Genomic DNA, 22,607 nt, shown 5'->3' with positions numbered 1-22,607 from the left:
CAGGCATGTCTTTCGGTTCGCACCCGAGCCGCTCGGCGCCGATCGGTCGCTCCCTTCCGCACGGTTCCTCCTCGATGATCTCCTGGATGTCCCTCACGGCACCGCTGCCGCCGGATTACCCCAACCGGCTGGTCAGCCCCGCGCCCGACCGCGCGGGGCCCCAACCGGCGTGGCGGCTGGTCGCGGCGCTGATCGTGCTGTGTCTGATCCCGCGGATCTGGATGGCCTGGCGCGTCGACACGCTGTGTCCCGATGCGGTGCTGTACATCGAGCTGGCCCAGGCGCTCGAACGCGGCGAGTTCGGCACGGCCTTGGCGCACATGCATTTGAATACCTACCCGGCGATCCTGGCGACGGGGCATCGCCTGGGACTGGACTATCAAACCTGGGGCGAGATGTGGGGTGTGCTGGCGGCGACGCTGGCCGTCTGGCCGCTGTTCAACTGGATGCGGCGGCAGTTCGACGACCGCGTGGCCTTGGTCGGCGGCGTGCTCTACGCGGTGCACCCCAAGCTGATCGAGTGGAGTCCCGAGCTGATTCGCGATTCCACCTTCTGGCTGCTCTTGGCCTGTTCGCTCGATTGGCTGTGGCGGGCCGTGGTCGAAGTGCGGCTGCGGTGGTTCCTGGCGGCGGGCACGGCCATGACGCTGTGCGTACTGACGCGCTTCGAAGGCCTGTTCCTCGTGTTTCCCGTGATCGGCTGGGTGGCCGTCAGAGCTTGGAGCCTGCGCGAGGCACGGCGCCGGCTTTGGATCGGCGCGTTGGTGTGCCTGGCGGCCTGTCCGGCGGTGTTGTTGCTCGTGAACGTAGGACTCCTGGCCGGGCACCCGCAGTTTGAGGCGATTCGCACCGAGCCCTGGGAGCGCGCCGAGCTGTGGCTGCAATCGTGGCTGAACGCGACCGACGAAGGCGGCAAGTCGGCCGCCAACGACGCGTCGCTCGGCGAGCTGGCCTCCTTGTTCGGCTCGACGTTGCTGCGCGGCGTCACGCCGCTGTTCGCCTTGTTGATGCTTGTGGGCTACATCGGCTGGCGGCGCACGTGGGACCGGCGCGATCATCTGCCGCTGTTCTTGTTCACCGTGGCCGTGGCGCTGGGCATCTGGATCCACCTCTGGTTCGCCCATTTGGCGAGCAGCCGATATGCGCTGTCGATCGTGATCGTTTCGGCGCGCTGCGCGGCGCTGGGGCTGTTGGGCGTGGTCCGCGGATGCGTCCGCCTGACCGAGCGCTCGCACGCCGGGTTGCCGCGGTGGGCGCCCGTCGCGCCGGTCGTGGCTGTGGCATTGTTTGGCTGTTTCGATGCGATGTCGCATTACGATCGCGGCCGCGCGGTGCGGGCCGACTTGGGACGCTGGATCCGTAGTGAAGTGGGCCCCCATGCGCAGTTGGTGTGTACCGACGACCTGGTCCGCGTCGTGGGCTACTATGCCGACGCCCGCACGCAGGCCGTCGTGCCTTACACGGATGGTCAGCTCTTGATCGGCGTGATCCAGCAGTTGCAACCGCAGGCCGTAGCGCTGACGATCGACCGGCTCGATCCGGATGTCTGCCAGGCCGTCGTCAGCGCGTCGGGCCGGCTGGGACTGATCGTCTCGGACTGGGGCGTGGGCCTGCCGACGCGCGACAAGATGCTCATCCTGATCCGGCCCGAACGCCGCGAGCGCGTCGTGCATCTTCCGGCCGTCGATCTGCCGGGTCAGCGGAGCACTTGGCGGTGAGCTACTACGCCAGCATCACGGTCGACGACCGCAACGTGTTGAAGCGGCTGGTGCAGCGGGCCCGATTGGCGCAGAGCCTGCACGCGCTGCACGATGCGGGGCCCGATTTCTCCGGCGCGATTCTTGATCTGGGGACCGGCGACGGACTGTTATGCCGGCAATTGGCCCAGCGCTTTCCCCGCGCGGAGATCTACGGTTACGAGCCGGTGCCAAGCTTGTTGCAGTATGCCCAACTGTGTGCCGCCGAGTTGAGCAACGTGCGATTCACCGGCGACCTGAACGACTTCCTCGGGCGGCGCTTCGATTACATTTTCTGCCTCGAGGTGCTGGAGCACTTGCCGCGGCGCGAGACGCGACGGCTGTTCGAGCAGGTGCGCGCCTTTGCCGACGGGCGCACGACGGTCGTGTTCGGCGTGCCGAACGAGCTGTACCTGGCCGCGATGTGCAAGGGGCTGTTTCGATTCGCGCGCCGCCGCCGGCGAAGCTTCGACGCCCGGCTGGCCGGTGTGTTTGCGGCGGCCGTGGGGCGCCCGCCGCGGCGCAGGCCGTTGGCCGAGATCTGGCCCGGCCACCGCTACTACTTCCACCACCTGGGCTTCGACTATCGCGCCTTGGCGCGGCTGCTGGAGCGGCAATTCTCCGTCGTTTCGAGCTTCGGCAGCCCCTGGCCCGGGGGGCCTCTGCTGTTGAACTCCGAAGTCTATTTCGTGTGCCGGCTGTTACCGAGCGAAACGGCACGTACCCGGCGGGCCGCGTGATTTGCGTGGTTCGAGGGTAGTTTTCTCCGCTGCGCGCCGCGGTTGGGCGCTGCCAATTCGCCACATGTGGCCCTAACGCGACAGCGCGCGTTTCTCGCGAGCGACACTCGCTCCTCGGTTTGCCTTTCCAGGCGCCCAATCCCCTTGCGGGGGTATACGTCGCTTGTTGACGAGTGCTAGCACCAAGCTAGGTTTCACTCGCGGGGACGCCGCTCCCCATTCGCACCGACCGGTTCCGGTCATTGCAATCGCAGGTCACGACTCTACATTCGACGTTGGGCTCGCTCGTGGGCGAATCCGCCGCGCGCGGGGGGAGTAGACAGGATGAGTTTGATGTGGCGCAGAATGACGCGCTGGATGCGCGTCGATGAGCACATGCTCGAACACACGCAGTTGACGCTCGAGCAGCTCGAGCCGATCTGCCTGATGAGCGTGGCGCCGCAGCCGGTCGACTATGAAGCCTGGCGCCAGTTGCAATTCAACGGCACCGATGCCGCACAGCTCGGCACGTCGATCGACACCCTGCAACTCACCGGCAGCGAGGACATTGCCGCGCAGTCCGATGCTCGCGTGCGACAGCAGATCGGCGCCGATACGGTGCGCCAAACGTACGGCTACACCGGCACCGGCTACAGCGTGGCTGTCATCGACACGGGGATCGACTATCGACACCCGGCGCTGGGCGGCGGCTGGGGCAACAAGGTGATCGCCGGCTGGGACTTCGTCGACGACGACGCCGATCCGATGGACACCAACGGCCACGGTACGCACGTCGCCGGCATCATCGCCAGCAACGACGCCACTTATAAAGGTATCGCCCCGGGCGCAAGCCTGATCGCCCTGCGCGTGCTGGGCACCAATGGCTCCGGCAGCTTCGGCGACGTCGAAGCGGCCCTGCAATGGGTCGCCTCGCACCGGGCGCAATACAACATCGTCGCGGTTAACCTGTCGCTGGGCTCGGGCAACTACACCACGCTGCCCTACACGTTTCTTGAAGACGAATTCTCGACCCTGGCCAATGCCGGCGTGTTCGTCGCCGTGGCCAGCGGCAACAGCTACTACAGCAACAACAGCGCGCAGGGTCTCGGATACCCGGCCATCAGCAACAACACGATCTCTGTCGGCGCCGTGTGGAGCGGCGACTTCGGCAGCGTCTCGTGGGGCAGCGGTGCGCGCGATTTTTCGACAGCCGCCGACCGGATCACGAGTTTTACCCAGCGCAGCAGCGCGCTCGATATCCTCGCCCCGGGCGCGCTCGTCACGAGCACTTACCTGAACAACGGCTTTGCCAGCCTGGCGGGCACGTCGATGGCCACGCCGGTCGTCGCGGCGGCCAGCGTGATCATTCGCCAGGCGCTCGACGCCACGGGCCGCACGGCCCTGGCCGGGCCCAACAACATTCTGCAGTTGATGCGCAACACGGGCGTTACCGTGATCGACGGCGACGACGAAAACGACAACGTCGTCAACACGAACCTGAGCTTCAGGCGACTCAACTTGCTGGGCGCAGTTCAATCGCTGGCCAGCATCCCGTCGACGCCCACCGATCCGACGTCAAACCAGGCATTTGTCGGCGCGCTGTACCGCGACGTGCTGGGCCGCGCCGGAGACTCGGCCGGCGTGAATTTCTGGGTGCAACAGCTTCAAGGCGGCGCTGCGCGCTCCACGGTGGCCGGAGCCTTTTGGAACTCGACCGAGCATCGTGGCGCCCAGGTCGACGCCTGGTACGCGACTTTTCTGGGCCGCAGCGCCGGCGCGGGCGAGCGCGCCGCATGGATCGGCTATCTGCAAAACGGCGGCAACGAGCTGGACGCCATCCGCACCTTCACCTCGGTGCCCGAGTACAACAGCCGGTTCGCCTCGAATTCCGCGTTCGTGCAATCGCTGTACACGAACCTGCTGGGCCGCAGCGCCGACTCGGGTGGCCTGAGCTTCTGGACGCAGGTCCTGGCCGGCGGAGGGACGCGCGGACAGGTGGTGAACTCGTTCCTGGGAGCGACGGAGTTCCTGGGCCGCGAGGTCGATCGCGCGTATCAAACCTGGCTCGATCGCTCGGCCGATCCGAGCGGACGCCAGGGTTGGGTCAACGCCCTGCGCAGCGGCACGATGTCGCTCGCCGGGATGAATGTGCTGATCCTCGGCTCGGACGAATACAACAGCCTCGCCCAATCGGCCGGGCAGAACGCGCTCTCGGCCGGACTGAGATTGGCCAGTCTCGACAGCGGCGCCGCTTCGACTGCCGTGTTCGCGGCGGCTGCCGCGGAATCGGTCGACTCGGGCACGATCGACGTCGGGCCCATGCGGGGTCTGGCCGGGGTCCCCGCGGCCGACCCAGATCAACTGGCCGATGCGGCCTGGCTGAGCCTCGATTCGGAAGGCGACCGGCTGGGATTCGAACTGGGCGAAAGCGATTTCGCTTCGCTCGCGGATCTCGATCACGACGACGACGGGTCCGCGGCCTTCGACGGCTGCCATCGTGCCGACGACCTGCTCCACGACGGCTGGCTGGGAATTTGAGCCCGCCAATCGCCGGCCGTTGTGGCGGCGCGTTCGTCGAACGGCGTGCTAGCACGACGGCAATGAAAGCAGGATTGACCCTCGCTCGCCGGTTCGACTAGCTTGTCGCCGCGGCACAAAACTTCACGATCTCGACCCGGCTCGGTGCGGCATGGATGCGGCGCAGGCAACGGTCCCGTGGCAGCGGGGCGCTTCAACCCACGGTTCGAAACGGCCGTGGTCCTTTCTGGTCAGCACGACCGGTTGCGCCGGCAACCTGGCCAAGCATCTGGGCGATGCCGATTACTCGTACGGCTTCGTGCTCAAGCAGCTAGTGCCCGTGCTCGAAGAACTGGGCGACTGGCAGCGCGTCGAGCGGCCGGCAAGCAGCCTGCCCTATGCGATCGAGCGGGCCCGGGAGTCGGGCCGTGTGCCGCTGCACATCGCCCTCAATCCACCGCAGAACTGCTACTTCACGCCGGCGGCGCCGACGATCCTGTTTCCCTTCTGGGAGTTTCCTCAGATTCCGCATCGCGATTTCGGCTTCGACACGCGGCAGAACTGGGTGCGGATGTGCCGGCACGTCGACTTGATCATTACCGCCTCGTCGGCCACTGCCGCGGCGTTTCGCGCAGCGGGTGTGAAGTGCCCGATCGCAGTCGCCCCGGTGCCGACGGCGCCGGAGTACTACCAGATTCCGGCCTGGGATCCGGGCTACGAAGTGAAGCTCCACTGCCGGCATGTCGTGCTGCACGGCCATCCGCCCGATCCCGAGCCGGGCGCGGCCGCGTGCCCGGTTGCGGCTGCGCCGAGCCCGTCGCCCGTGACTCCGAGCAGGGCCGCCGCCTGGGCCAGCCGAATCACGGCCTTCATCCGCCGCCGCATCAGTCCGCGGCTGGCCGATCGGATCAGTGCCGGATACCAGCAGGCCAGCGTCGCGCATCCCGGTCGGGGGCGGCGGCTGCGCCGCGTGTGCGCGGCCACCAAGCACGTGGGCTATGACCTGGCCCGCGACATCTATCATCGCCACGTTTGCCGCTGGCTGAGCGTCGAGGCGGTGCTGCGGATTCACGGTATCAAGAACTTGATCACACGGCATAAGCCCGAGCTGCCGGTGCTGCCGCGGACCGATCTGGTGCTCAGCGGACTGGTGTATACGAGCATTTTCAACCTGTCGGACCGTCGCAAGAATTTCGAGGACCTGCTGACGGGGTTCCTGCTGGCGTTTCGCGACCGGCCGGACGTGACGCTGGCGTTGAAGCTGGCGACGAATCCCTCGCGCGAGTTTCACGAGCTGGCCCACTTGGGCAACATCTATCACTCGCTAGGCATTCGCCATCGCTGCCGGATCGTGGTGATCACCGATTACCTGAGTGACGAGCAGATGCGCGAGCTGGTGCGCGGGACGACGTACTACCTGACGACGACCCGGGCCGAAGGGGCATGCTTGCCGCTGCAGGAGTGCCTGGCGGCGGGGCGGCCGGCCATTGCGCCGGACCATTCGGCGCTGGCCGACTATATCGATCCTGAGGTGGCGCTGGTGCTCGAGACGCATCCCGAGCCGACTTACTGGCCCCATGATCCGCAGCGGCGGCTGGAAACGTCGTGGAATCGCCTCGTGTGGTCGAATCTCCACAGCCGGTTGGTTGAGAGTGCGGCGCTGGTCGAGGGCCAACGGCAACACTACGACGCGATGGCCGTCGCGGCCCGGCGGCGCATGCTAGATTTTGGATGCCGCGAAGTTGTGATCGACAAGTGGCGACAAGCCCTGGGCTTGTTGCCCACCGCCAAGGTGAACGATCTCGACTGGGCGGCCTGAGCCGCGCAGGTGGCTTGGCGCGAACGCCCGTCGGCCGCCGTCCTTCTCCCCCCTCGACGGCCAGTGGCCGGCCGCTCGCGCTTGCCGAGGTCAGCCAGCGCCGGCAAGATGAGTTCGCCCGCGGTGGCGAGCCAGGCAGCCGGTGGGCAGCAAGCGAGTGGGGCGGTCGCCGGGGCCGGCGACCGTCGAGAGGGGACATCTGTGAAGAAGCAACGACGCCGGCGCCGCACGCTGCGCGGCGAGACCCTCGAAGTCCGCCTGGCCATGGCGGGGCCGACGCCCTATGCGGGCACTCCGGTCGTGCTGCCCGACGGCACCTGGCAGCACACTCCCTTCGTCGGCTCGCCGGTGTTTGCCGATCTGAATAACGACGGCCGCGAGGAGATACTCACCGCGGCGGCCGGCGGGCGATTGATTGCCTTTTCGAATTCCGGCGGCACGGCGCAGGTGTTCAAGACCTACGACACGTTGCAATCGTCGAACTTCAAGTCGACGCCCGCCGTGGTCACGCTGCCTGACGGCCGCAAGGCGATCTTCGCCGCGCTGGGCCGCGACGAGAACAACTCAGGCGCCTACGAGAACGATTATGTCTATGGCTGGGACGCTGCGACCGGCGCAGCGCTGCCCGGCTGGCCGCTGCGGATGCCGCGCAACGTGGCCAATATGTCGGGCGCATACGGCGCCATCGCGACCGGCGATTTGACCGGCGACGGCGTGCCGGAAATCGTCGTCACGTCGTTCAGCCATTTCGTCGACGCTTACAAGCTCGACGGTACCCTGCTGTGGCGCTACAACGCCGACGACACGATCCTGTCCGGCGCCGCGATCGGCGATCTCGACCGCGACGGCCGCAACGAGGTCGTCTTCGGCAGCGATGCCAGCGACAGCATCTATTTCCAACACGGCGGCTTCATCAATATCCTCGACAACACCGGCGGCGCAAAGTTTCGCTACCACATCGACGAGGTCGTGTGGTCCTCGCCGGTACTGGTCGATCTGAACGGCAACGGCACGCTCGAGATCGTCGTCGGCACGGGCCTGAACTTCGACGACATGGATCCCAGGCCGGGTGCCCGTGCAGCCGGCAACCGCGTTTACGCGCTCGACTACAACGGCGCGCTGCTGCCCGGTTGGCCCTACAAGACCACCAACGACGACTCGCTCAAACGCCAGGTGCTCGGTTCGCCGGCTGCGGCCGATCTGAACGGCGACGGGATTCCTGAAGTGATCGTCGCCGACCGCGGCGGCTTCTTGCATGTGATTACCGGCGCAGGCACGGCCCTGACCGGCTGGGCCGGCGGCAAACAGATCGCGCAGCTTTCGGCGCCGCAGGACGGCTACGCCTCGCCAATCGTCGCCGACATCGACGGCGACGGCCAGCCCGACATCGTGGCCGCCAATGGGCCCAATCTCACCGGGTTCAATCGCTTCGGTACGGTGATCTTCACGAATGTCACCGGCGGCAACCCGCCCGAGTCGCGGTTCAACGCGGCCGCCGTCGGGCAATGGGACGGCGTCGGCGGAATGGAGCTCGTCTCGGTGTCGAACGTTTCGGCGGTGCCGGACCGTCCGCGGCTGGTCAGCGTGTTTCAGTTGCCCGCCAGCACGCTCGAGGCCCCCTGGCGGATGCTCCGGCACACGGCCGACAACGTGGCCGTGCAACATTCGACGGCCTTCTTGCAATCGTACGTGACGAGCGTTTACCGCGGCCTGTTGGGGCGCGATCCCAGTGCCGGCGAGCGCAACACGGAAGTCGCCAACCTGGCCAACAATCGCACCGACTTGTTCCGCCTGGCCCAGGCCGTGGCGTCGAGCGTCGAGGCCCGGAATCGCGTGATCGACACGCTCTACTTGCAGCTGTTGAACCGCACGCCGGATGCCGGCGGCCGGGCCTATTGGCAGAGCTACCTGGCCACGAACCCGGCGAAGAACATGGCCGTGTTCATGATGGTGCTTCCCGAGTTCTTTGCCCAAGGCGGCGGCACCACGGCCGGCGCGGTGACGCTCATGTATCAGCGGATCTTGCACCGCACGCCCTCGGCCGGCGAAGTGAACTCGTGGGTCTCGTTCATCGCGGCCAATGGGCTCGACGCCGCGGCGCGGTTCTTCTGGACGTCGAACGAAAACCTGACGAACCATGCCAATGCCCTGGTGCAGGCCGCGTTCGGTGGCTCGTTCACTATCCAGGTCGACGCGCTGCAGTCGGCCATGTTCAACCTGCGGTTCGATCGCAGCAACGAGGAGCTGATCGCCGCGCGGACGGTCGCCAGCGGCGGCAACTATGCCCAGACCGACAACGTCGTGGCCTGGTTGAAGACGCTCTATCGCGACGTGCTCAACCGCAACGCCGGGCCTGCCGAGATCGTCCTCTGGTTGCAGGCGGTCGAGCGCGGCGAAGTGGGCCTGACCGGTATGGCCGACTTCATGGTTCGCACGCCTGAGGCCAAGGCCGTGGTGGTCGACGAGCTGTACCGCAACTTGTTGGGGCGCGCGGCCGATGCGGCGGCCATCACCACCTACGGCGCGTTCAACAAGCGCGAAGACGTGATCATCGCGCTGGTGAGCAGTCCCGAATACTTCGTCCGCAACGGCAACACGAACACCGGCTTTGTCCAGGCGGCCTTCCGCGACCTGGCGGGGATCAACCCGTTGCCGCAGGCGGCGCTCAACCAGTGGCTCAACCTGCTGGCGACCGGTACGCCGCGTGCCCAACTGCCCACGCTGCTGGTGGCCAGCGCCGAGTACTACAACAAGCAGGTGGTCGATTTCCTGTTCCGCTATTTGCCCGACGAGTCGCAAGGCGTGCTGCGGACCGGCAACCTGCCCGGCAACGCGGCCGGCCAGCCGGTCAATCCCAACCCGGCCTTGGTCAGCTATTTGATGGGCCTCAGGCAGCAGGGCGCGACGGGCGAAGCGGTGCTGGTCACGCTGCTCTCGTCGCCGCAATACGTCTCGCGCAGCTCGTATGCCAAGGGCCTGTTCCGCAGCGTCGGCGTGCGGAATTAGGGAGACCCTTGGGCGAGCCTGGCGCGAGGCCTGCGCCCGCCCGGCACAATCTCGCCTTGCTGGCGCGAGCGGGGCTCTGCTAGATTTCCGCCCGAACCTTTGCAGGCAGGGAGGCCTCCGATGACAGCACTGACAGCGACTGCCCCGCACGTTTTGCCGCCGGCCACGAACCGGCTTTCGCCCGCCGATCTCGAGGAGATGCAGCGGATCTGCTGGTTCCACCGCATCCAACTCGACGAAGGCGTCGTCACGCCCGGGCTCGACAGCACGCCCGAGAAGCTGCAAACGATCTGCCTGCCCGCCAACCTGGCGGGCAAGAGCGTGCTCGACATTGGCGCCTGGGATGGGTTCTTCTCGTTCGAGGCCGAGCGCCGCGGGGCGCGCCGCGTCGTGGCGTGCGACTCGCAGGTCTGGAAAGTGCCGCAGATCGGCAAACACGGTTTCAATTTCGCCAAGCGGATTCTCAACTCGCAGGTCGAGTCGGTCGAGCTGGAAGTGCTCGATATCGGCCCCGAGAAAATCGGTACTTTCGACGTCGTGCTGTTCCTGGGCGTGCTCTATCACCTGCCCAACCCGGTGCAGGCCCTGCAAAAGGTGGCCAGCGTCGTGGGCGAGATGCTGATCCTCGAAACGCACGTCGATCTGCTCGACGTACCCCGGCCGGCCATCGCGTTCTATCCGGGCGATGAACTGAACAACGACATCTCGAATTGGTGCGGACCGAATGGCCCGGCGCTCGAAGGGATGCTCAAGGCCGTCGGTTTCCAGCGGACTTCGATCGTTTATGAATCGATCGAGAACTACCCGCTGCGCGATGCAAAGCCGGGCACCTACGGTCGGATGGTCGTGCACGCCTGGTGGAAATGACCTCCCGAGCGTGAGGCGGCCCGCGGCCGATCGCCGCGAGCCGACTGTCGTACTGGCCGTTTCCTTTGCTGGTCGCCGCGTTACGCGGCTGCACGCTCGAATTGGCGCACGCTGGGCACGAGCTGTCCCAGGCGGTGTTTGCGATAGCCGGCCAATAGCGTTTCTGCGGCGACGTCCCAGTTGTAGCGGCGGTCGAGCTGTTCGACCTGCGTGTCGATCGGGCCAGCACTGGCCAGGTTGAGCCAGGCCCGGTCGAGTGTTGCCGCGTCACACGGATCGAAGAAGTACACGCCCGGCGTGCGAAACTCGCGCAACGAGCTGTTGCAGCTGGTGAGCACGGGTGCGCCGTGACGTAGGGCATCGAGCACGGGAAATCCGAAGCCCTCGTAGAGCGAGGGATAGATCGACCAGCCGGCCTGCTGCTGTAGTTCGCAGAGCCGGGCATCGGAAACCACGCCGAGAAATCGCACGCGGCGGCCGCCCGTGCGGCGATACTTGCGCAACTGACGCCAACTGGTGAGCCAGCCCAGGGGACCGACCCACCAGAGCTCGGCATTCGCCGGCAGAGTCGTCGTGTTCAAGAACCAGTCGAGCACGAACGGCGCGTTCTTGCGCGGTTCGAGCGTCGACACCACCAGGCCCACGTGCGGCAGCCGTTCGACGGGGCCGACATGCGCGTGTTTTTCGATGCACAAGCTGGGGCCCGGATAGGCGACCTCGATGCGCTCGCTGGACAAATCGGTCAGCCAGCCGGCGTCGGCCTTCGTCGAATGCGAGATTGCCAAGGCCATGTCCGAATTGGGCAATGCCAGGGCGCAAAAGCCTTGGAACAGCGCCTGGACGCGCGGCGTGTGCGTTTGCGGGACGATCTGGGGCGTGAAGTCGTAGAGAATGCTCGCCTCGAAGGGAAACCAGCGCTCGACGGGGCGCAGGCAGCACCACACGCCGAACGCATTCGACGGCGGGGCCAACGGCTTGCGCGGGCTGCGCGAGACGCGGCGGGCCCAGGTCTTCAAGTCCTGGTCGGGCGACCAGCTCAGATCGGCCGGCAGCTCGAGTTCCCACGCGCCGCAGAAAAACCGCACCTGCGCACGGCGGGCCATCGCCATGGCGAGGCGCGCCGTATACCGGGCAATGCCGGTCAGGTGCTTTTCGGCCAATGGATTGGCGTCGAAATAGACCGGCAAAGAGGCGAGCGAATCGGCGTCGCTCGACGCGGATGCAAGCGGCGTCATGCCTGGCATCGGAGGCGGTCCCTCGGCAGGGTCGGAGGCGGTTGCGGCGCCGCGTCGTGCTGGCGCCGTGGCGAATCGTAAACCGGTGACCGAGGCGCAAACAAGGGGAGAAAGCGTGCTAGCAAGCCGGTGGCTGCGGTCCGGCGTCGAGTCGCGGCAATGTGTGCGGAGCGCTCTGGTCACAATCGGTCACAGCCGGTAGCATCCGCCGCGTCCGCTCGACGATCCTGGCGGAGGGCGTCACAGGCGGAGCCGGCGAGCAAGAGGCTCGCGCGGCCACAGCAGCGAAGGAGCGCACCATGCTCGCACCGGCCGCGGAACTCGACGATCTCCACGAACAAATCGCCCGGGTCAATTGGTGGCACCAGATCGATCTCGGCAACGGGATCGTCACACCCGGTCGCGACTATTCGCAGTTCAAGCTGGGCCAGGTGCATTTGCCCGAGCAGTTGACCGGCAAGAGCGTGCTCGACGTCGGCGCCTGGGACGGGTTTTTCTCGTTCGAATGTGAGCGCCGCGGCGCACGGCGGGTCGTGGCCCTCGATTCGGCCGCCTGGCAGGCGCCCACCGTCGGCAAGCACGGTTTCAATCTCGCGCGCCGCATCCTCAACTCGAACGTCGAAGACGTCGAGATGGAAGTCACCGAAATTACGCCGGAGTCCGTCGGCACCTTCGATGTCGTGCTGTTTCTCGGCGTGCTGTACCACATGCGGCACCCGCAACTGGCTATCGACCGCATCGCCGCCGTGACCAACGAGCTGCTGATCCTCGAGACGCACGTCGATCTGTTGGACATCGGCCGGCCGGCGATGGCCATCTACCCGACGATCGAGGCCGCGGGCGATATCTCGAACTGGTGCGGGCCCAATGCTGCTGGCGTCGAGGCGATGCTGACGATGGCGGGCTTCCGCAAAGTGAAGATTATGAATCGGCAGGCCGATCTGCCCTATACGGTCGAGGGCGCCAAGAAGCGCCAGCTTGGCCGGATCGTGGTCCACGCCTGGAAGTGATCGGCGGTTCTGCCGCCCCCCTGCACGTCTTGTCTGCCGGGTTCACCGGCCCCGTACAATCCATCCCGAGTGCGAGCTAACGAGGCGCGACTTGTCGCAAGCATCCTCTGCGCCAGCGGTTTGGCAATCGATGACCCACGGCGTGACCGCCTATGTCGGCGAGCTGTGGAGCTGCCGCTATTTCTGGCTGTCGCTGGTCGGCATGGACCTGCGGTCGAAGTATCGCCGCTCGGTCCTCGGCCTGGGCTGGTCGCTGTTGCAGCCCGTGGCGATGGCCGCCGTGATGTGCCTGGCCTTCAAGAACCTGCTGCAGATGGACGCCTGGGGCTACGGGATGTTTCTGCTGGCGGGGCTGTGCTTCTGGAACTTCTTTCACGGCGTGGCGAGCCTGGGCTGCAACTGCATGTTCCAGGGCGAAGCCTACATTCGCCAGCATCCGGCGCCGGTGGCTATCTACCCCTTACGCACCGTGCTGGGCGGCAGCTTTCATTTTCTGATCGCGCTGATTTTCTTGATCGTCGTCAATTGGTGCCTCAAGGGTTTTGACAACCTGTCCGCGCTGCCCTCGCTGTTGCCGACGATCGTGCTGATCATCGCGCTGGGCTGGGCCGTGGCGACGCTCCTGGGCCTGGCCAACGTCTATTTTCACGACACGCAGCATCTGCTCGAAGTGGTGCTGCAGATGATGTTCTACGCCACACCGATCGTGTATCCCCCCAAGACGCTCGAGAACAGCGGCGCCGCGTGGCTGCTGAAGGTCAACCCGCTGGCGTCGTTCGTCAACCTGGTACGGATGCCGGTGCTCGAGGCCCAGGTGCCGCCGCTGTCGGCCTACCTGACGGCGGGGGGCTTTGCACTGGTGCTGGTGGTGCTGGCGGGCTGGGCCCTCGCCCGACTGGAAAAGCGCCTGATTTTTCACCTGTAACGAGCCTTCCCCGACCTCGCCCGGCGATGGTCGGGCGGGCAACGCAATATGGCAAGCATTGACCTGCACGACGTCGGCCTCACGTTTCGCGTGCGCTACGGCGGCCGAATCCCGCTGAAGGAAGTGCTGCTGGCGCGGCTGCTGCGCCGGGCCACGAGCCCGGTCGTCGAGGTCAACGCGCTCCACGACATCTCGCTGCAACTGCGCGACGGCGACCGGTTGGGCATCGTCGGCCACAACGGCGCCGGCAAGAGCACGCTGCTGAAGGTGCTGGCTGGCATCTATCAACCGACCCAGGGCCGGCGCGCCGTCCAAGGACGGATCAGCTCGCTGTTCGACATGTCGCTGGGGTTCGAGCTGGACGCCAACGGCTGGCAGAACATCGCCTTTCGTGGCTACTTGCAGGGCGAGACGCCCCGCACGATCAAGCCCAAGCTGCAATCGATCGCCGAGTTCAGCGAGTTGGGGCCGTTTCTCGACATGCCGGTCCGCTATTACTCGAGCGGCATGTTCGTGCGGCTGGCGTTTTCGATCGCCACGGCGATCGATCCCGAGATTCTGCTGGTCGACGAGGCGCTGGGCGCCGGCGACCTGGGGTTTCAGACGAAGGTCAGGACCCGGATTCGCGAGATCGTGGCCAAGGCCCGCATCCTGGTCCTGGTGAGCCACGACTTGCAGTCGCTGCTGCAGCTTTGCGACCGGATCATCTGGCTGGATCACGGACGGATTCGCATGAGCGGCCCCGCCGCCGAGGTCGTGGCCGCCTACCGCGAGTGCATGCAACATCCGGAAAGCGCCAGCCTCGGGCCCACGCGGCAGGCCGCGTGAGCTGCGCCGCGCCCGGTCGCCGTGGCGGTCCGCAGCCGACGTTGACCCTTGTGCGCCGACCCACCTATACTTCGCCGCCCCGAGCCGCCGGTCGATCGGTTTCGGCCCGGAGCAACCACGGGGCACCAGCACGGAAGCTAGCAATCTCCGATGACGCCGCGCACCGCACTTATCACGGGTATTACCGGGCAGGACGGCTCATACCTGGCCGAGTTTCTGCTCGATCACGGTTACCGCGTGCACGGGGCCGTGCGACGCACGAGCACCTGCTCGCTGGAACGCATCGCGCACCTGCAAGAGCGGTTGCTGCTGCACCCGGCCGACCTGCTCGATCTCTCTTCGTTGATCCGCTTGCTGCGCGACGTGCGGCCCAGCGAGGTCTATAACCTCGCGGCGCAAAGCTTCGTGCCGACGAGCTGGCAAGAGCCGCTGCTGACGGCCGAATGCACGGCGCTGGGCGTGGCCCGGATGCTCGAAGCCATTCGCATCGTCGATCCGGGCATCCGCTTCTACCAGGCCAGCTCGAGCGAGATGTTCGGCAAGGTGGTCGAGTCGCCCCAGCGCGAGATGACCCCGCTCTATCCGCGCAGCCCGTACGGCGTCTCGAAGGTCTTCGGACACTATCTCACGATCAATTACCGCGAAAGCTACAACCTGTATGCCTGCTCGGGCATTTTGTTCAACCACGAATCGCCGCGGCGCGGGCTGGAGTTCGTCACGCGGAAGATTTCGCACGCCGTGGCGCGGATCAAGCTCGGGCTCGACAGCGAACTGCGGCTGGGCAATCTGCAGGCCCGCCGCGACTGGGGTTATGCGGGTGACTACGTGCGCGCGATGTGGCTGATGTTGCAGCAGTCGGAGCCGGAAGACTTTGTCATCGGCACCGGTGAAACGCACAGCGTCGAGGAATTCGTCGAGATCGCGTTCGATCACCTTGGGCTCGATTGGCGACAATACGTGGTGGTCGATCCGCGGTTCTACCGGCCCGCGGAAGTCGACCTGCTCTTGTCCGACCCGACGAAGGCCCGGCAGCGTCTGGGCTGGCAGCCGCAGGTCGGCTTCGAGGAACTGGTCGTGCGGATGGTCGAGGCGGACCTGGCAGCGCTCACGGTGGATGCCGGCGAGCGGTACCGCCGCGCCGCCTGATGGCGGACGCGGTTCGCACGCCGTAAGAGGAGTTCGCGTTGGACGTCGAATGTCTGATGCCTCGGCAAGGGCGCAGGGCCGAGGTCTTGCCCGCGCTGGTCGCACCCTTGAGCCACCTGCCCGCGGCCGTCTCGGTAACCTGGTATGGCGACCGCCCGCGCGGCCGTAGCGACGAGGGGACCTGGCTGCCCCTGTCGCGCTACCGTGCCGAAGTGGGCCAAGGCGCATTGCCGGTCTACTATCTCGACGGCGCCTGGAGCGACGTCCGCCGGATCGCCGCCTGGGCCTGGCAGCGGCCGGGCATCCTGGTCGTGCCTTCCGAGGAATCGCCGCTGGTCGGCGGCTGGCCTGGCGAGCTGCCGGGCGACGAACTGCCCGCGGCTTTGTGCGAGGGGGGCGCCGTTCCGCCGCCGGGTTGCGGCGCTCTCGCCGCGGCGCTCGCCCAGCGCAGCCTGGCGACCGTCGTGGGCGATCATCGCACGCAGGCTTTCTTGCACGGCTGCCCGCGCGTCGTGCGGATTGCGCCCCCCGAGACCGGCTTGCCCGAAGTCGATCTCTCGGCCGAGTTGCGCCGGCGGTTTCAATTGCCGATCTCGTCGTATTTGTTCGCCGCGTTCGGCAACTATGACACTCCGCAGGCAACCGCCGTGGTACGCGCCGTCGCGGCCACGTTGAGCGAGCGTGGTTATCCCGTGCAACTCTTGCTCGGCGGTACCGCGCCGAGCGATCCGGCGGCGACCGGCGCTCAGGCAGCGACCATCGTCACCGGCCAGCTCAGCGAAGTCGAATATCGCACGTTGCTGCGGCTGTGCGACGTGGTGTTTCTGCCCTTGCCGACAATCGACGCGGACGGCTCGTCGGCGGACGCCTATCGCCTCGCCGACGGCGTACACGCCGACCAGGTGGTGGTCGAGTTGTGCGCACAACCCGATGCGCAACCGAATGCGGCCGCGCTGGGGCGCCTGGTCAGCGAGCTGGAGCACCTGATGCAATCGCCCGCCACGCGGCGCCGCGCACCAGCACAGGAGCGAGCGGTGGTGCCACCGTCGTTTGCCGCGCAGCTTTGGAATTCGCTGCTGCTGCGCGCAGCTGCGACTCAAGCAGAGACAGCATCGCCAGCGCTGCTCCCGCGGGTCGCTTAGCGGTCGATCACCGCATTTCTCGGACCACGAGCCGCGCGAACGGTGTCGCGGCGCGTCCTCGGGTTGACGCGTTTCCGACGACGCTCGTATAACCGCCCGCCTCACCGCCGCACATCTTTTGCAAGAGGCACCCGATGGCCCGCACGGCGCTCATCACCGGGATCACAGGTCAAGACGGCTCCTACCTGTCCGAGTGGTTGCTCGAACAAGGCTACGAGGTACATGGCCTGGTACGCCGCTCGAGTACTCCGCGGCACGAGCGGATCGCACATCTTCTCGACCGCGTGACGCTCGAGCCGGGCGATCTGCTCGACCTGGCCTCGCTGGTGAGCGTGATCGAACGCGTGCGGCCACACGAGATCTATCACCTGGCCGCCCAGAGCTTTGTGCCGGTCAGTTGGCAACAGCCGCTCGTGACCGGCGAAGTAACGGCGATGGGGACCGCGCGGCTGCTCGAGGCCGTGCGGCTGGTCGAGCCGGCGGCGCGGTTCTTCCTGGCCGGATCGAGCGACATGTATGGCCGCGTGCTGGGCACGCCGCAGCGCGAAACGACGCCGCTGTATCCGCGCAGCCCCGACGGCGCGGCCAAGGCCTATGCCCATTACCTGACGATCAACTACCGCGAGAGCTTTCACCTCTTCGCCTGCTCGGGCATTCTGTTCAATCACGAATCGCCCCGTCGCGGACACGAGTTCGTGACCCGCAAGATCACCCAGGGAGTGGCCCGGATCAAGCACGGGCTCGAGACCGAGCTGCGGCTCGGAAATCTCGAAGCACAGCGCGATTGGGGCCATGCGGCCGACTATGTTCGCGCGATGTGGCTGATGCTGCAGCACGACGTGGCCGACGAATTCGTGATCGGCTCGGGCGAAACGCACAGCGTCGAGGAGTTCGTGCAGATCGCCTTCGAGGCAGCCGATCTCGACTGGCGCAATCACGTCGTGGTCGACCCACGGTTCTACCGTCCGGCGGAGGTGGCCGTGCTCCGGGCCGACCCGGCCAAGATCCGCCGCGAACTGGGCTGGGAGCCGCGCATCAGCTTCCGCGAGCTGGTGGTCGAAATGGTCCAGGCCGATCTGGCCCGCGTCGCCGCGGGGGCCACGGGCGAGTTGCTCACCGTACACAGCTAGCGAGCGCCGCGCCCTTCTTCGCGAGCGGCGCACCCTCTACCTTCGCGGCGCCTACTCTCTCTGCCAGCGTTGCTAGCGCTGGTTGCTCGGCGCGTCAAACTTTTCCGATTTTGACGATTCTGTCGAGTGCTCGACGTCGTACGGCCGATACCTAGGCCCGAGTCGTTGTCGACATTTCCGTGCTGCCAGCAGCCGGCCCAGAGGAATGCCGCGCCGGACCGCCGTCGGTCGGCCGGTGGCGACACGAGCGTTTCCAAGGAGACCCCGACCGTGGCCATGAACGAAGCCCATCACGTCATTGTTTCGCCGGCGGTTCACCGAGGACATCGCCGGCTCGACCCGGCTACGGCCGCGCTCGTGGCCCCGCTGGCCGAAGCCAGCCGTTCGATCGCCGAGGCCGTCGAGTTGCTGCGGCCGCGTTGCTACGGCTTGAGCACCATGGCCCGGCATCGCATTCGCACGCTGCTGCGCGAGGGAGTGCTGGTCTCCAGCGCCGAACCGTTGCGGCATTTCGACTGCAACGGCGTTCACCTGGTCGTGCGCTACACGGGCAACGACGACAACATCGCCCGTACCGTGCAACACGAGTATTTTCTCGACCAGCTCGAATTGCCGGCGGCGCGGACGCTGGTCGACGTGGGCTCACACATCGGCTCGTTCTCGTGCTTCCTCCAGCACCGCCAGCCGCAACTGCAAATCGTGTCGATCGAGGCGCATCCGCTGAATGCGGCCATCACCCGATTGAACGTCGGCACGTTGCCGAACGCCTTCGTCCATAACGCAGCCTGTGGATATACGCCGGCCGACCTGGTGTTCACGCGCGTGCTGAACAATTCGGGCGGCAACACGTTGATCCCGCGCAGCGAGGCGGCGCGAGTCGTCGAACATTGGCGCGCGCGCGGCATCGACGTCGTGATCGACGATTGGACGCCCGAGTTCCTGACGCTCGAACAAGTGATGGCGCAACATCACCTGAGCGTGGTCGACATCCTTAAGCTCGATTGCGAGGGTTACGAGTTCGACATTCTCGGCAAGGCACCCTTGGAGGTGCTCAGCCGCGTGCGCTATATCGTCGGCGAGCGCCACAGCACCTATCGTAGGTTCAGCGAAGAGTGCGTGCGCCGTCTGGACGGCATGTTCGAGCTGGTGAACAACACTGATCTCTCGCCGGACATGGGACTGTTCCTGCTGAGCAATCGCCACGTAGGCGCGGTGCCGGCGCCGGCCCTGATCGTGTTCCAGCACGGCGAGCAGGCAGTGCGTCGACTGGCCGCGTAAGCAGGCTGCCCGTGCCGCACTCGAAGGCGGCGCCGCTTCCACCAACTTGACCCGGTGCACGTGCGTCCGATGTTGCAGTTCCAACCGGATATCCGCAGTCGCCTGGCCGGCCCGCTGACCGAGGGCTCACACTGCGCGCAGGAGCTCCGGGTCGAGCCGCTCGAGGTTGAATCGGCCCGTGGCCGCGCCAATCACCTGGTCGATAGGCCGCTGCACACGAGCAAGGTCCCTGGGCAGCTCCGGATGGCCGGCGAAGGGTGCACGTCGAGGGGACGGATCATCCGCAAGCGAGTCTAAGCGCGGAGAGCGAGCGGCAACATGCGCATCGGCATCGACATGTTCGGCGAACAGTCCCCATCGTCGCGCAAGCGCGGCATCGGGCGCTATGTGCTGAACTTCGTCTCCGCGCTGCTGCGACGCGACCGGCAAAACGAGTACGTGCTCTACTATTACGACGGCTTCGAACACACGGAACTCGAACAGGCAGATCGGGCACGGATCGTCACGCTTGACAGTGATCCGGGCGGCGGCTCGCTGTGCGTCGTGCCCCAGCGCGTTGTGGACGCCAACCCGCAGCAGCTCGATTTGTTTCTCGTGCTCAGCCCGATGGAGAGCTATCGCGGCTGGAAGCTGCCGCAGCGGCCGGTCAATTCGCTGTCGCTGGGCGTGCTGTGCCACGACCTGATCCCGGGGCTGTTTCCGGACAAGTATCTGCCGCATGCCGATGCCCGCGCGGTGTTTCACCACGCGATGAATCGACTGCGCCAGTACGATCTCGTGCTGACCAATTCGACGACCACCAAGCTCGACTGTGAGGCGGTGCTCGACATCGATCCGCGGCGCGCGGTCGCCATCGACGCCGGTTGCGACCACCGCTTCTGGCAACCGGATCGCCATCACCCGATGCCCGAGGAGCAGCGCGCCCTGCTGGCGAGCCTGGGGATCGATCGGCCGTACATTTTCAACCTCAGCGGCGTCGATTGGCGGAAAAACCTGCATGGACTGATCGATGCCTTCGGCTTGCTGCCGGCGCGGCTGCGCGAGCGGCATCAACTCGTGCTGACCATGCACATGCGCGCCGAAGACGTCGCCTCGACCCGAGCCTACGCGGCACAACGCGGCGTAGATCGGCAACTGGTCTTGACCAATTTCCAGCCGGACGAGGTGATTCGCACGCTCTACCAGCGGAGCGAGGCCTTCGTGTTTCCGTCGCATTACGAAGGCTTCGGGTTTCCGATCGTCGAGGCGATGCTGTGCGGCGCCGCGGTGGTCGCCGGCAACAACTCTTCGCAAGTCGAAGTCGTGGGCGACGCCGGCCTGTTGTGCGATACCTGGGACGCCGCCGACATCGCCGCCAAAGTGACGATGGTGCTCGATGATCGCTCACTTCAGCAGCGGCTGCGTCAGCAGGGCCCGGCCTTTGCCCGCCAGTTCACCTGGGAGCGCACCGCGGATCTGGCGATTGACGCCTTTCGGGCCCACGAGTCTCGGCGTCGCGCCGCGCATGCTTTCTCGCACCGCTCCAAGCGCAGAGTCGCCGTGTTCGCGGCGCTGCCACCGCAAAATTCGCCCGCAGCGGTGTATGCGGCTGATTGGCTGATGGCCTTGGCCGAGCATTATGCCATCGACGTGTTTCACGACTCGGACTGCTTGCCGATGCTCAGCCTGGCCTGCGGCGAGTTTGCTTGCCACGACTATCGCTTGTTCCGTCGGCTGGCTTCCCTGGCCAACTACGATGCTGTGATTCATCACCTGGCCGACGACGGCCTGCACGAATTCGCCTACGAAAGCCTGCTGCGCTACGGCGGTATCGCCGTGTTGCACGACTTCAATCTGGCGGGATCGGCGGCGGGCACGGCCGACCGGCTCGGCGCGCTCAGCAAGGGCTTGTTTCCCCACCTGGCGCAGCAGCAGTCGCTCGCGGCCTCGCTGCCTAAGGGCGACGCGCGCAACCGGCATAGCGCCTTGCGACTTGCCAGCAGCGAACAGGGATGGTTCTTCAATCGGCCCGTGTTCGACCAGGCCGACAAGGTAGTGCTGCCCGACGCCTGGCAACTGGCCCGCGCACAGGGTGCCTATCCCCATCTGGCCGATCGGATGGCGGTCATTCCCAGCGGCTACGAACCTCCGGCGAGCAATGCCGCAAGGCGTGGCGAGCTGCGGGCGCGCTATGCTCTGGCGGCCGATGCGTTTGTCGTGTTGGCATTCAGCGATCGAAGCGAGGCGTGCCTGACCAACGAACGGGCCGAGGCCTTTGCCGCCTTGGTGGCACATAATCCGCGCAGCGTGCTGTTCCTCATGGGGCATGCGGGCGAGAACCCGGCCGTGCGCCGCAAGTTTGCCGGGCTGGGCCTGGAAGATCGTGTCCATCAGATCGCCTCGCCGGCGGCGGCCACGTGGCGCGAGTTGATCGACCTGGCCGACCTGGCTTTGCACGTCCAGCGCCCACCGATCGAGGGCGAAGCCATGACCACGTTGTTGTGGCTGTTGGGCGCAGGCATCCCCACGATCGTGAACGACGTCGAGGGCTTTGCCAGCCTGCCCGAGGGCGTCGTCTGCAAGGTCCGGTTCGACGCTTTGTTCGCCAAGAATTTTCGCGATGCGGTGGTCGACCTGGCCGGCGATGCGCAGCGGCGAGCGGCGCTGGTCCAAGCGGCCCGTGCGCACGTCGCGCGGTTTCACCATTGGCAGTACGTCAGCGGAAAGTTCCAGGAGTTGATCGACCGGACAATCGGCACGACGGCCCGCACGCCGGCGCGGTTGATGTCGGGAGTATCGATGCGGCTGCAAGCCGCGGCCTGAATTGCCAACGAGGGGACGGCAACATGAATGCGATTCTCAGTCACCTGAAGCAATTGCTGCGCAGGCTGCTGCGACCGCTGGTCCGCCGCGTCGACGCGCACCTGGCCGGCGTGATGGCGGGCGTGATCCGCGAGGTGAACACCGAATCGTGCGTCTACGAACTGGCGCATCTGAGCAACGTGCGCGAAGAACTATTGCACCACATTGGCACCTTGGGCCGCCGGCTGGAATTCATTCGCGAGCGCGACCCGTACGAAAACGAGGTCGTGCTCGATAGCGTGTTGCGCGAGTTGATCCGGCTGCAGCGGCGCGTCGACCTGATCGTCGAAACACTCGACCAGCACATGGGGCAACGGGACGAGGCCGGGCGCGAGTCGGCGGGGCGCGAGCCCCGGCCGCGGCAGGCCCAGGCCGCTTGAGGGCTGCCTCTTGGCCGTTGAAGGTGCG

17 protein-coding genes are annotated in these 22,607 nt (G+C 66.3%); 16 read left to right on the top strand and 1 reads right to left on the bottom strand.

All coding sequences use genetic code 11. From position 1 onward, the window contains the following. Positions 1 to 86: 86 nt before the first annotated feature. The 6 genes from K1X74_00235 (at position 87) to K1X74_00210 (ending at position 10,664) form a co-directional block, all read left to right on the top strand. Entirely contained in the window at positions 87 to 1,718 is a 1,632-nt protein-coding gene (locus tag K1X74_00235) for a glycosyltransferase family 39 protein (GenBank protein MBX7164746.1), read from the top strand. Further along, positions 1,715 to 2,476: a class I SAM-dependent methyltransferase gene (locus K1X74_00230; GenBank protein ID MBX7164745.1), complete on the top strand. Its 762-nt coding sequence runs from the start codon at positions 1,715 to 1,717 to the stop codon at positions 2,474 to 2,476. The genes K1X74_00235 and K1X74_00230 overlap by 4 nt, the downstream gene beginning before the upstream one ends. A gap of 333 nt (positions 2,477 to 2,809) precedes the next feature. Further along, a complete protein-coding gene (locus tag K1X74_00225; GenBank protein MBX7164744.1) occupies positions 2,810 to 4,993 on the top strand; it encodes a S8 family serine peptidase in 2,184 nt (727 codons plus the stop codon). Between the two features lie 151 nt (positions 4,994 to 5,144). Then, positions 5,145 to 6,791 (top strand): glycosyltransferase, encoded by a 1,647-nt coding sequence (locus tag K1X74_00220; GenBank protein ID MBX7164743.1) that lies wholly within the window; start codon positions 5,145 to 5,147, stop codon positions 6,789 to 6,791. A 201-nt stretch (positions 6,792 to 6,992) separates the two neighbouring features. Then, positions 6,993 to 9,797, top strand: coding sequence for a DUF4214 domain-containing protein (locus K1X74_00215; protein MBX7164742.1), 2,805 nt, complete (start codon positions 6,993 to 6,995; stop codon positions 9,795 to 9,797). Positions 9,798 to 9,917: 120 nt separating this feature from the next. Then, entirely contained in the window at positions 9,918 to 10,664 is a 747-nt protein-coding gene (locus K1X74_00210) for a DUF1698 domain-containing protein (protein ID MBX7164741.1), read from the top strand. Positions 10,665 to 10,744: 80 nt separating this feature from the next. Here K1X74_00210 and K1X74_00205 read toward each other — a convergent pair whose 3' ends face one another. Next, a complete protein-coding gene (locus K1X74_00205; protein MBX7164740.1) occupies positions 10,745 to 11,899 on the bottom strand; it encodes a glycosyltransferase in 1,155 nt (384 codons plus the stop codon). A gap of 299 nt (positions 11,900 to 12,198) precedes the next feature. Between K1X74_00205 and K1X74_00200 the strand changes: the two genes are divergently transcribed. The 10 genes from K1X74_00200 to K1X74_00155 all read left to right on the top strand — a co-directional run bounded on the left by K1X74_00200 (position 12,199) and on the right by K1X74_00155 (position 22,579). Further along, the gene (locus K1X74_00200) at positions 12,199 to 12,909 is read left to right on the top strand and encodes a DUF1698 domain-containing protein (GenBank protein MBX7164739.1); all 711 of its coding nucleotides are present in this window, start codon (positions 12,199 to 12,201) and stop codon (positions 12,907 to 12,909) included. Between the two features lie 91 nt (positions 12,910 to 13,000). Beyond that, a complete protein-coding gene (locus K1X74_00195; GenBank protein ID MBX7164738.1) occupies positions 13,001 to 13,834 on the top strand; it encodes an ABC transporter permease in 834 nt (277 codons plus the stop codon). Positions 13,835 to 13,882: 48 nt separating this feature from the next. Further along, a complete protein-coding gene (locus K1X74_00190; protein ID MBX7164737.1) occupies positions 13,883 to 14,662 on the top strand; it encodes an ABC transporter ATP-binding protein in 780 nt (259 codons plus the stop codon). Positions 14,663 to 14,812: 150 nt separating this feature from the next. Continuing rightward, positions 14,813 to 15,808 (top strand): GDP-mannose 4,6-dehydratase, encoded by a 996-nt coding sequence (gene gmd, locus K1X74_00185; protein MBX7164736.1) that lies wholly within the window; start codon positions 14,813 to 14,815, stop codon positions 15,806 to 15,808. Between the two features lie 38 nt (positions 15,809 to 15,846). Next, the gene (locus tag K1X74_00180) at positions 15,847 to 16,950 is read left to right on the top strand and encodes a hypothetical protein (GenBank protein ID MBX7164735.1); all 1,104 of its coding nucleotides are present in this window, start codon (positions 15,847 to 15,849) and stop codon (positions 16,948 to 16,950) included. A 134-nt stretch (positions 16,951 to 17,084) separates the two neighbouring features. Next, positions 17,085 to 18,080, top strand: a complete 996-nt coding sequence (locus tag K1X74_00175) for a GDP-mannose 4,6-dehydratase (GenBank protein ID MBX7164734.1) — start codon at positions 17,085 to 17,087, stop codon at positions 18,078 to 18,080. A gap of 270 nt (positions 18,081 to 18,350) precedes the next feature. Next, positions 18,351 to 19,358, top strand: a complete 1,008-nt coding sequence (locus K1X74_00170; GenBank protein ID MBX7164733.1) for an FkbM family methyltransferase — start codon at positions 18,351 to 18,353, stop codon at positions 19,356 to 19,358. Positions 19,359 to 19,427: 69 nt separating this feature from the next. Further along, a complete protein-coding gene (locus K1X74_00165) occupies positions 19,428 to 19,655 on the top strand; it encodes a hypothetical protein (protein ID MBX7164732.1) in 228 nt (75 codons plus the stop codon). A 21-nt stretch (positions 19,656 to 19,676) separates the two neighbouring features. Further along, a complete protein-coding gene (locus K1X74_00160) occupies positions 19,677 to 22,160 on the top strand; it encodes a glycosyltransferase (protein MBX7164731.1) in 2,484 nt (827 codons plus the stop codon). A gap of 23 nt (positions 22,161 to 22,183) precedes the next feature. Then, a complete protein-coding gene (locus K1X74_00155; protein MBX7164730.1) occupies positions 22,184 to 22,579 on the top strand; it encodes a hypothetical protein in 396 nt (131 codons plus the stop codon). The last annotated feature ends 28 nt before the right edge of the window (positions 22,580 to 22,607 follow it).

It is taken from the genome of Pirellulales bacterium (assembly GCA_019694435.1).
Lineage (GTDB): Bacteria > Planctomycetota > Planctomycetia > Pirellulales > JAEUIK01 > JAIBBZ01.
This window is presented reverse-complemented; position numbering and strand designations above follow the sequence as displayed.